Consider the following 9389-nt stretch of genomic DNA (forward strand, 5'->3'; position numbering starts at 1 on the left):
CAGACCTGCAAGCCCATTTACTGAATGCACCACAACGCAATCCGGAGCATGGCGGCATCTCCCGCACTCCTTCTCCATTGCCTTGCAAATTTGCATCTCATCTTGCACCCGGCCTCTTGGGCAATCCTGTGCCCCAAGATCAAAGATGAGTTACGTCCAAGAGATGTTGGAATTCATCTGCATGGGCATATTATTGCACCTCCGTTTTGAAGGAATCTGCAGAAATCAAATCTGCCAAGTTCTCACTGCGAACGGGGCAAGTGATGCATTTTGTACCATTTAAGTGCCATGCGTTTTCTCTGTACTCATCCAGCCATGGTAAAATCTTGATCATTGCCCCATCAGTAATGGGCTCATCTGTCAATGACAGCTCAATCACTTGTATTTTGACGCCAGGCCCGAATTCAGCTTCCAAATTATTCGGATCGACACGCCGTACAGATGCCGGATCATCAAGCCTGCCGAATGTCATCATCATGGGATAAAGGTCGGGTGGCACAGGTTTGGCTTCCGAAGGGCTTTCCATCACCTTGACAGCCTCAAGAGGTGATACACCAGGAAACAATACCTGAAAGATGCTTGGCAACTCCGTTTGGGTGACAAAAAGATAGCGGCCCGGCGTAACCTCGATCGCGACACCTTCTCCGCGCACAGAGGTAGATGCGCCCCGCGCATCCGGAAGCCATGCGTCACTATGGTCATGGAGGTGGCCCCAAAGCACGCTTGAACTCGTCTTGGGCCCATCCGGAGTTATGACGGTGACACTTAATTTCTGGTGCCATGTCCAAGTCTTCTGGGCCCCGCACAGGTTCAGCATTACAAGGCAGAACAGAAACAAAACCGTGCGCGGGAATGGCGTTTTTGCGATCACCCGCGCCAAAAACGATCTCACCAGCACCATGCTGTGGCTTGTCAACACAGCCCGCAGTACCTTATGGATTTGCCTGAAAAATGCAGAGCCGTGTTTCAGCAAGCGCTCTCCAATGCCACCAAGGATCATCAAGCCCTTTCCTCACCTGAAACAGCACTTTGGCTGCCCCCCATGCCGTCAACCTGCCCAGACACCTGAATTCGCGTCAAGGGAAAAGAAAACCACCGCCGAACAACCCAAAGCGAAAAGCCAACCTCCCCCCTTTCCGGAGGCCAAGATGGCCCTCCCAGCCTTCATCCCCCTTGCCTCCTCCCCCCCATCCGCGCTACACACACCCCATGATCGCACAAGGCACCCCCTTCCAGCTGCCCCGACGCCGACGCTAACCGCGCCGCGTTCCGCGATCCATTTGCCGCATCCCGGCACCTTTCCCGCTTCTCCACGTTGACAGCCCCCCGGTGCTTTGGCACGTCTGGGGCTTCCGCCTTTCAGGGACATTCCGATGATTTCGACCGTTCTGCCGACCTATAACCGCGCGCCTCTGGCTTTCACCAAGGGCGAGGGCAGCTGGCTTTTTGCCGAGGATGGCAGCCGATACCTCGATCTGGGCGCAGGCATCGCGGTGAACGCGCTTGGTCATGCCCATCCGGCCCTGGTCGCCGCCATCACCGAACAGGCGCAAAAGCTCTGGCATGTGTCCAACGTCTATCGCATCCCGGAACAAGAGGTGCTGGCCGACCTGCTGGTCGACAAGACCTTTGCCGATACGGTGTTCTTCACCAATTCCGGCACCGAGGCGGCGGAACTCGCCATCAAGATGGCCCGCAAATACTGGTATGAGAAGGGCGAACCCCGCACCGAGATCATCGCCTTCGAGGGCGCTTTCCATGGCCGCTCCACCGGCGCCATCGCCGCCGCCGGGTCCGAAAAGATGGTCAAGGGCTTCGGCCCCTTGATGCCCGGCTTCACCCACCTGCCCTTCGGCGATCACGAGGCCCTGCGCACAGCCATCACCCCGCAGACCGCCGCCGTGATCATCGAACCCATTCAGGGCGAGGGCGGCATCCGCACCCTGCCCGATGCCTGCCTCAAGGGCCTGCGCGACCTCTGCGACGAAACCGGCGCCCTGCTCATCCTCGACGAGGTGCAATGCGGCATGGGGCGCACGGGCAAACTGTTTGCCCATGAATGGGCGGGCATCACGCCCGACATCATGATGGTCGCCAAGGGCATTGGCGGCGGCTTCCCGCTGGGCGCAGTGCTGGCCACCGAGGCGGCCGCCTCCGGCATGGGGCCGGGCAGCCATGGCTCCACCTATGGCGGCAACCCGCTTGCCTGCGCCATCGGCGCGACCGTCACCCGCATCACCGCCGATGACGCCTTCCTGCTGGAGGTCAACCGCAAGGCCGGCCTGTTCCGTCAGGGGCTTGAGGGCCTCGTCGCCGCCCATCCCGGCATCTTCAAGGCGGTGCGCGGCCAGGGCCTGATGCTGGGCCTCGAATGCGTCGTGGCGAATACGGATGTGGTGAAGGCGGGCTATGGCCAGCACCTGCTGACCGTCGCCGCCTCCGACAATGTGCTGCGCCTGCTGCCCGCCCTCAACATCCCGGATGCCGACATCGCCGAGGCCCTGAAACGCCTCGACGCCACCGCCCTCGCAATCGCCTGATCATTTTCTGTTCAAAAATATCCCGGGGGTCCGGGGGCAGCGCCCCCGGGGTCACCCCAAGAAAGCCCCTCTGCCATGAAACACTTCCTCGACATCCACACCACCTCCGCCCAAGACCTCCGGGCGATGATCGACAGCGCCCATGCCATGAAGGCCGCCCGCAACGGCCGCCCCAAAGGCACCCCCGACGATGACCAGCCCCTCAAGGGCCGCATGGTCGCGCTGATCTTCGAGAAACCCTCCACCCGCACCCGCGTCTCCTTCGATGTCGGCGTGCGCCAGATGGGCGGCGAGACCATGGTTCTCTCCGGCAAGGAGATGCAGCTTGGCCATGGCGAGACCATCGCCGATACCGCCCGCGTGCTGTCGCGCTATGTCGATCTCATCATGATCCGCACCTTCGAGGAAGCGACGCTGCAAGAGATGGCCGAATATGCCACCGTCCCGGTGATCAACGGCCTGACCAACCGCACCCATCCCTGTCAGATCATGGCCGACATCCAGACCTATGAAGAGCATCGCGGCCCGATCACCGGCAAGAAGGTGGTCTGGGCGGGCGATGGCAACAATGTCTGCGCCAGCTTCCTGCATGCCGCCGGGCAATTCGGCTTTGATTTCACCTTCACCGGCCCGCAAACGCTGGACCCGGAGGCCGAATGGCTCGATTTCGCGCGTCAGAAGGGCGTGGCGGTCAGCGTGGAGCGTGACCCGGCCCGCGCCGTGGCCGGGGCTGACCTCGTGGTAACCGATACCTGGGTCTCCATGCACGACCCCGAAAGCGCCAAGGAGCGTCGCCACAACCAGCTGCGCGGCTATCAGGTGAACGAGGCGCTGATGGCGCAGGCCAAGCCGGACGCGCTGTTCATGCATTGCCTGCCCGCCCATCGCAATGATGAGGTCACCAGCGCCGTGATGGACGGCCCGCATTCGGTGGTGTTCGACGAGGCCGAAAACCGCCTGCACGCGCAAAAAGCCGTGATGCGCTGGTGTCTGGGGGTCTGAGGCCCCACCTCTTGCCAGCCCGGCCCCGTTGACCGATGCCATCGCCTCGGTCACGCGACACCGTTTCCGCGTTTGGGCCGTTGGCCGAAAGCCAACGGCCAGCGCCCGTCCTTCGGGGTGAGACAGGACCGTGGCCCCTGATGGGGCCGCGTTAGCCTGCCGAACGGCGCTTCACACCCGCCGGGCGGGCGCAGCCCTCTCGGTCTCGCGCTGATCCGGTCATGCTGAACCCCTCAGAATAGCCGAGGCCATCGCCGAGGTCACGCGGCACCGTTGCCACATTGGGCCGGTGGCCCAAAGCCAATGGCCGAGCCGCCCGCCCTGCCGAACGGCGCTTTGCGCCCATCGGGCGGGCGCCAGCCTCTCGGTCTCGCGCTGATCTGGTCATGCTGAACCCCTCAGAATGGCCGAGGCCATCGCCGAGGTCACGCGGCACCGTTGCCACATTTGGGCCGGTTGCCCAAAGCGACCGGCCAGCCCCCGCCCTGCGGGGTGAGGCAGGACCGTGGCCCCTGATGGGACCGCGTAAGCCTGCCGAACGGCTTCACACCCGCCGGACGGGCGCCAGCCTTTCGGTCTCGTGCTGCCCCGGTCTTGCTGAACCCCTCCCACAGAGCCGGGCAAACGCGATGCGTTTCCTGATCCGGCCCCAACCATGACCGAGGCCATCGCCGAGGTCACGCGGAACCGTTTCCACATCGGGCCGGGGGCCCGAAGCCCCCGGCCAGCGCCCGCCCTTCGGGCGGCGGGCGCTTTGCGCCCACCGGGCGGGCGCCAGCCTCTCGGTCTCAAGCTGAAACGGTCTTGCCAGAGCGTTCCCAGAGGGCCGGGAAAACGCAATGCGTTTTCTCATCCGGCCCCTCTGACCGAAGCCCCTTGCCTGCGCAGCGCAATACGCCCAAACTCCCGCCCATGCCCACGCTCATCCTCATCGACCTGCAACAGGAATTCGCCCGCCGCATCCATGCCGGCTGGGAGGTCAGCCAACCCGGCGCCATCAAAGCCGCCACGGCCCTCCTCGCCCGCTTCCGCGCGGCGGGCCTGCCCGTCCTCCATGTCCAGCATGACGACCCCGCGCCCGCCAGCGGCTTCCGCCTCGACAAGCCGACCGGCGCGCCGATCCCCGATCTGGCCCCGCTGCCGGGCGAAACGGTCGTGGTGAAAACCACCTCCTCCGCCTTTGCGTCGCCCGCCATGATCCCGGCCCTGAACGGCGCCCGCGATCTGGTCGTCGCCGGGGCCGCGCTCAACTATTGCGTCAGCTCCACCCTGCGCGCGGCGGCCGATCTGGGCTTCTGCCCCCGCCTCGTCACCGATGCCACCTTCTGCTTTGGCGCCACCCTGCCCGAAAGCGTATACCCCATTACACTTGAGGGCGAAAAACCGGGCCAAACTGTACAGCCCGTTACCCTTTCGGCCCAAACTGTCCATGCCGTTACACTGGCCGGTCTGGCCGAGTTCGCCGATCTGGTCACGTCCGAGACGCTGGACCTGTAATCCCGTCCGCATCGCGGGCGCGGTCGGCCAGGAGGGCCACCCCCACAAGGCATAGGGCCAACCCGGCCCAAGCCCCCCTAAATCCAGCATATTCCGCGATAACCCCGATGCTGGAGGGCGCCACAAGAATGCCCGCATAGCCAATCATCGTCACGGTCGCCAACCCGGCCCCCGGGCTCATCCCCCGCAGGTTGCCCGCCGCCGAAAACAGGATCGGCACCGTATTCGCAATCCCCAACCCCGCAACGGCAAAGGCAAGCAGGGCGAGGCCTGACGTAGGGGCAACACTGGCCGAAAGCAGCGCAGCCGCCGCGATAAGTGCCGAGAATCGCAGGGTTTTTGCCGCGCCAAAGCGATTGCGCACCGCATCGCCCGCAAAGCGCATCACCGCCATGGTCCCGGCAAACAGCGCGAATCCAAGGCCCGACCAGGCCGTCGGCAAGGCCAGCTCATCCCTCAGAAACAGCGCCGACCAATCCATGATCGCGCCTTCCGGCACCATGCACATCAGCGCCAGAAGCCCCAGCAGCCAGACCCGCGCCTCTCGCGGAAACAGCGGCCCCTTCGGCTCATCTTGTTGCTTTACCGCCTCAACACGCCACATATAGCGCCACACCAGCGCAATCATCGCCGCCATCAGAACCGAGACCAGCACCGCCTGCCCCTCGCGGCCCAGATGCTCGATGGCAAATCCGCCCAGACTGCCGCCCAGAAACCCGCCCAAACTCCAGAACCCGTGCGACGAGGACATGATCGCCCGGCCCAAGCCCCGCTCCACCTCGACCGCATTGGCGTTCATCGCCACATCCATGCAGCCCGCAATGGCGCCAAACCCCATCATCGCCAGCGCCAAGGTCTTGAGATCAGGCGCAAAAATCATGGCAGGCAGCATGGGCACCAAGGCGCAGGCAAAGGCCAGAACCACCGGAACCGCGCCGAAACGCTGGATCAGCCGCCCGGCGAACACCATCGCCCCCACCGCTCCCAAGCCCAGTGCCAGGATCAACAGCCCCATCACCGCCTCGCCAATTTCATGGCGCGGCAACATCAGGGGGATCTGGGGCGCCCATGCGCCCATGGCGAACCCATTCACCAGAAACAGTCCCGCAACCGCCCAGCGACCGCGCGCGATGGCTTGCATGGCACCCTCCCAAAACGCTTTGACGGCCTGCATAGCGCGCGTATCGGCCAAGCGAAAGACCTGTCAGTTCACAAGTCATTGCGCAGGGTTACAGAGCGAAACGCAAGCCAAAGCGCTATCAAAGGCTCAGGTGCCGCGCGGTTTGGCGCGCAGGGTAGGCTCTGCCTCATGCGGGTTTTCCGGCCAGGGATGGCGCGGGTAGCGCCCCCGCATGTCGCGCCGCACATCGGCATAGGAATTGGCCCAGAAGCCCGGCAGATCGGCGGTCACCTGCACCGGCTTGCCGCCCGGCGATAGCAGGGTGATCTTCAAAGGCAGGCGCTTCGGGCCGATCACCGGATGCACAGTCACCCCGAAAACTTCCTGCAATCTCAATTCGATAGAGGGCGTCTCGCCCTCATAATCAATCGGCACCCGCCGCCCCAGCGGTGTTTGAAAATGTGGCGGCGCCAGCCGGTCGATCAGCTGCTGGCCCTCCCAGCCCAGCAGCGCGCGGATCGGCTCCACCAGATCAAGGCCGCGCAGATCGGCATCGGTCCGTCGCCCTTGCAGATAGGGCAAAAGCGCCTCGCCCGCCAGAAGCGTGGCCTCCGAAACATCCGGCAAGTCATTGTCAACGCGGCATAAATCAACTCGCCGCGCCAAGCGCAAAGCAGCAGGTGACCAGCTCAAGCCCAGCTGCCGCAGCCCCTCCAGCGCGGCGCGCGCCATGGCCTCAGGCGGGGCCTCGGTCCAATGGCGGTCGTCCAGCACGCAGGCGCCAAAGCATTCCTGCCGCCGCGCAATCACCCGCCCCTCGCGCCTCGACCACTCGCAAAGCTCGCGCCAGACGATGCGCGCGCCATGCACCGCGCGCAGCTCGGCCTCGCTCAGCGCGATGCCCTGCCGGATTTCCGCCTCGCGCAGGTCGCCATCCAGATCGGTCGCCACCAGCAGCCGCGCCCCGGACAAGGGCTGGCCCGGCGCCAGATGCGCGCCCTTGCCACCCGACAAAACCCATCGCGGCGCCTCGCCCTTGCGGCGCAGGCCCACCCGGTCGGGGTAGGCCAAAGCGGCCATCTGCCCAAGGCCAAGCCCTTGTGGCGCCACGGAAATCGCCCGCGCGAGGCGCTTGGCCTCGGACCGGATACGCTCGATGGTGCCGCGATGCGCCTCGGCATAACGGCTGGGGTCTTTCACCGCCGCCATGCGCTGCGCCAGATCGGCGGGGGCGCCGCGCAGCGGGTCGCGCTCGGCCAGCAGCGCCGCCAGCGTCGCGGCCTCTCCGCCCCCCGCGCGGATGAGCATATGCGCCAGTCGCGGATGCAGCGGCAGGGCCGACAGCGCGCGCCCGTGATCGGTAATTCTGCCTTGTAGATCAAGGGCTTCCAGCGCGATCAGCAGGGCCTGCGCCTCGCCCAGCACCCCTGGATGCGGCGGGGTGAGGAAGGGCAACTCGCTTGACCCCCAGACCGCCAGCTCCAGCGCGAGCCCCGTCAAATCGCCCGAGGCGATCTCGGGCGGTGGAAAAGCGGCCAGCCCGCCCTCCTCGCCCCTCGACCACAGCCGATAGCAAACCCCCTCGGCCACGCGGCCCGCCCGGCCCCGGCGCTGCTCGGCCTCGGCCCGGGTCACCCGCTCGGTCACCAGCCGCGCCATGCCCGAGGGCGCATCGAACCGCGCCCGCCGCGCGCGGCCGCCATCGACCACCACCCGCACATCCGGGATGGTCAGCGAGGTTTCGGCAATCGAGGTCGCCAGCACCACCTTGCGCAGCCCCGGCGATGCAGGGGCCAGCGCGGCCCGCTGGGCCGCAAACTCCATCGCGCCAAACAAGGGCCTGATTTCACAGCCTTTCAGCCCTTTCAGCAGGCTCTCCACCCGGCGGATTTCGCCCTCGCCCGGCAGGAAGGCCAGCACGCCCCCCTCCGGGCATTCCTCGACCGCCTGCGCAATCAGCGCCGCCATCGCCTGATCGAACCGCGCCCGCGCCTCCATGGGGCGCGGCAGCCAGCGGGTCTCTACCGGGTAGGCGCGGCCCTCGCTGGTGATCAGGGGCGCATCGCCCATCAGCGCCGCCACCGGGGCGGCATCCAGCGTGGCCGACATCACGACCAGCACCAGATCCTCGCGCAGTGCCGCCCGCACCTCCAAGGCCAGCGCAAGGCCCAGATCGGCATTCAGGCTGCGCTCGTGGAATTCATCGAAGATCACCGCGCCCACGCCTTCAAGGCCGGGATCGGTCTGCAACATGCGGGTCAGGATGCCCTCGGTCACCACCTCGATGCGGGTGGCACGGCTGGTCTTCGCCTCGCCCCGGATTCGGTAACCCACGGTGTTTCCGACACTTTCCCCCAAGGTCTCGGCCATCCGCTCGGCTGCCGCCCGCGCGGCCAAGCGGCGCGGCTCCAGCATCAGGATACGCCCCGAGACCAGCCCGGCCTCCAGCATGGCCAGCGGCACGCGCGTGGTTTTCCCGGCGCCGGGCGGCGCTTGCAGCACGGCCTGACCCGAGGATTTCAGGGCAGCCAGCAGCGCCGGCAGGGCGGTTTCGATGGGCAGGTGCATGGTCATCCCCCCTGACTGCGGCAAGCGTCGCCGGGATGCAAGCCGGTGCCGCCAGAGCCACGCCAACAGACCAATGCCAACAGACCAGTGTCCTCACCCGATCAGGATCACCAGCCAGGCCAGCCCCGCCGCAAGCGCCGCCACGGCCACGGCAGCCGACCCCGCATCCTTGGCCCGCATCGCGCGCGGGTCCCGCGCGGTAGAGATGTAATCCACCGTCTCCTCGATCGCGGTGTTCAGCAACTCCGCCACCAGCACCATCAGCCCGAGCGCCAGGATCAGCGCCCGCTCCCCCGGCGTGAGCGGCAGCGCGAAGGCCAGCCCTGCCGAGAGCAGATTGGCCAGGCTCCATTGGCGCAGCGTCTTCTCGCTCGCCCAACTGGCGCGCCACCCCGCCCAGGACCAGATCACCGTGTTCCAGAACCGCCGCCCCTCGGCCACCAGCCAGTCGCGCATCGTGACGCCCTCCATCCCCCAGCCGATCAAACCATGCGGCAAAACGCCTGTCCATCGGGCGCGATCTATGTGCTTTCAACATGGGTTCATGCCGCAATTCCGGTTGCGGCCCGGGGGCATTTTGATCAAACTGCGCGGCAAAGCCGGACCGGGCGTTCCGGGCGGCGGCGAAAGGATCAAGGCGATGCAGAACAGCGAAGTGGCAA

General features: G+C 65.8%; 7 protein-coding genes. 3 read left to right on the top strand and 4 right to left on the bottom strand.

Annotation, left to right across the window (positions count from 1 at the left end):
* Nucleotides 1-190 precede the first annotated feature (190 nt).
* Entirely contained in the window at nucleotides 191-1000 is an 810-nt protein-coding gene (locus JNN06_RS07875; protein ID WP_291239042.1) for a hypothetical protein, read from the bottom strand.
* A gap of 373 nt (nucleotides 1001-1373) precedes the next feature.
* On the opposite strand from JNN06_RS07875, the gene JNN06_RS07880 reads away from it, so the two are divergent.
* The 3 genes from JNN06_RS07880 to JNN06_RS07890 all read left to right on the top strand — a co-directional run bounded on the left by JNN06_RS07880 (nucleotide 1374) and on the right by JNN06_RS07890 (nucleotide 5039).
* On the top strand, nucleotides 1374-2540 hold the full coding sequence (locus JNN06_RS07880) for an aspartate aminotransferase family protein (protein WP_291239043.1): 1167 nt from the start codon (nucleotides 1374-1376) through the stop codon (nucleotides 2538-2540).
* 75 nt (nucleotides 2541-2615) lie between these two features.
* On the top strand, nucleotides 2616-3542 hold the full coding sequence (gene argF / locus JNN06_RS07885) for an ornithine carbamoyltransferase (RefSeq protein WP_291239044.1): 927 nt from the start codon (nucleotides 2616-2618) through the stop codon (nucleotides 3540-3542).
* 912 nt (nucleotides 3543-4454) lie between these two features.
* On the top strand, nucleotides 4455-5039 hold the full coding sequence (locus tag JNN06_RS07890; protein WP_291239045.1) for an isochorismatase family protein: 585 nt from the start codon (nucleotides 4455-4457) through the stop codon (nucleotides 5037-5039).
* Here the strand turns inward: JNN06_RS07890 and JNN06_RS07895 are convergent.
* The 3 genes from JNN06_RS07895 to JNN06_RS07905 all read right to left on the bottom strand — a co-directional run bounded on the left by JNN06_RS07895 (nucleotide 5014) and on the right by JNN06_RS07905 (nucleotide 9213).
* Nucleotides 5014-6213, bottom strand: a complete 1200-nt coding sequence (locus tag JNN06_RS07895; RefSeq protein WP_291239046.1) for an MFS transporter — start codon at nucleotides 6211-6213, stop codon at nucleotides 5014-5016. The two genes, JNN06_RS07890 and JNN06_RS07895, sit on opposite strands and share 26 nt — an antisense overlap.
* Nucleotides 6214-6306: 93 nt before the next feature.
* Nucleotides 6307-8733 carry an ATP-dependent helicase HrpB gene (gene hrpB, locus JNN06_RS07900; protein WP_291239047.1) on the bottom strand — a complete coding sequence of 809 codons (2427 nt, stop codon included), beginning with the start codon at nucleotides 8731-8733 and terminating at the stop codon, nucleotides 6307-6309.
* 87 nt (nucleotides 8734-8820) lie between these two features.
* Nucleotides 8821-9213 (bottom strand): diacylglycerol kinase, encoded by a 393-nt coding sequence (locus JNN06_RS07905; RefSeq protein ID WP_366812617.1) that lies wholly within the window; start codon nucleotides 9211-9213, stop codon nucleotides 8821-8823.
* Between the last annotated feature and the right edge of the window lie 176 nt (nucleotides 9214-9389).

This window comes from Gemmobacter sp., assembly GCF_016792925.1.
Classification (GTDB): domain Bacteria; phylum Pseudomonadota; class Alphaproteobacteria; order Rhodobacterales; family Rhodobacteraceae; genus Gemmobacter.

Coding starts and splice junctions, on each gene's coding strand:
- JNN06_RS07890 (WP_291239045.1), top strand. CDS start 4,455: ATGCCCACGCTCATCCTCATCGACCTGCAACAGGAATTCGCCCGCCGC.
- argF (WP_291239044.1), top strand. CDS start 2,616: ATGAAACACTTCCTCGACATCCACACCACCTCCGCCCAAGACCTCCGG.
- hrpB (WP_291239047.1), bottom strand. CDS start 8,733: ATGACCATGCACCTGCCCATCGAAACCGCCCTGCCGGCGCTGCTGGCT.
- JNN06_RS07880 (WP_291239043.1), top strand. CDS start 1,374: ATGATTTCGACCGTTCTGCCGACCTATAACCGCGCGCCTCTGGCTTTC.
- JNN06_RS07895 (WP_291239046.1), bottom strand. CDS start 6,213: ATGCAGGCCGTCAAAGCGTTTTGGGAGGGTGCCATGCAAGCCATCGCG.
- JNN06_RS07875 (WP_291239042.1), bottom strand. CDS start 1,000: ATGATCCTTGGTGGCATTGGAGAGCGCTTGCTGAAACACGGCTCTGCA.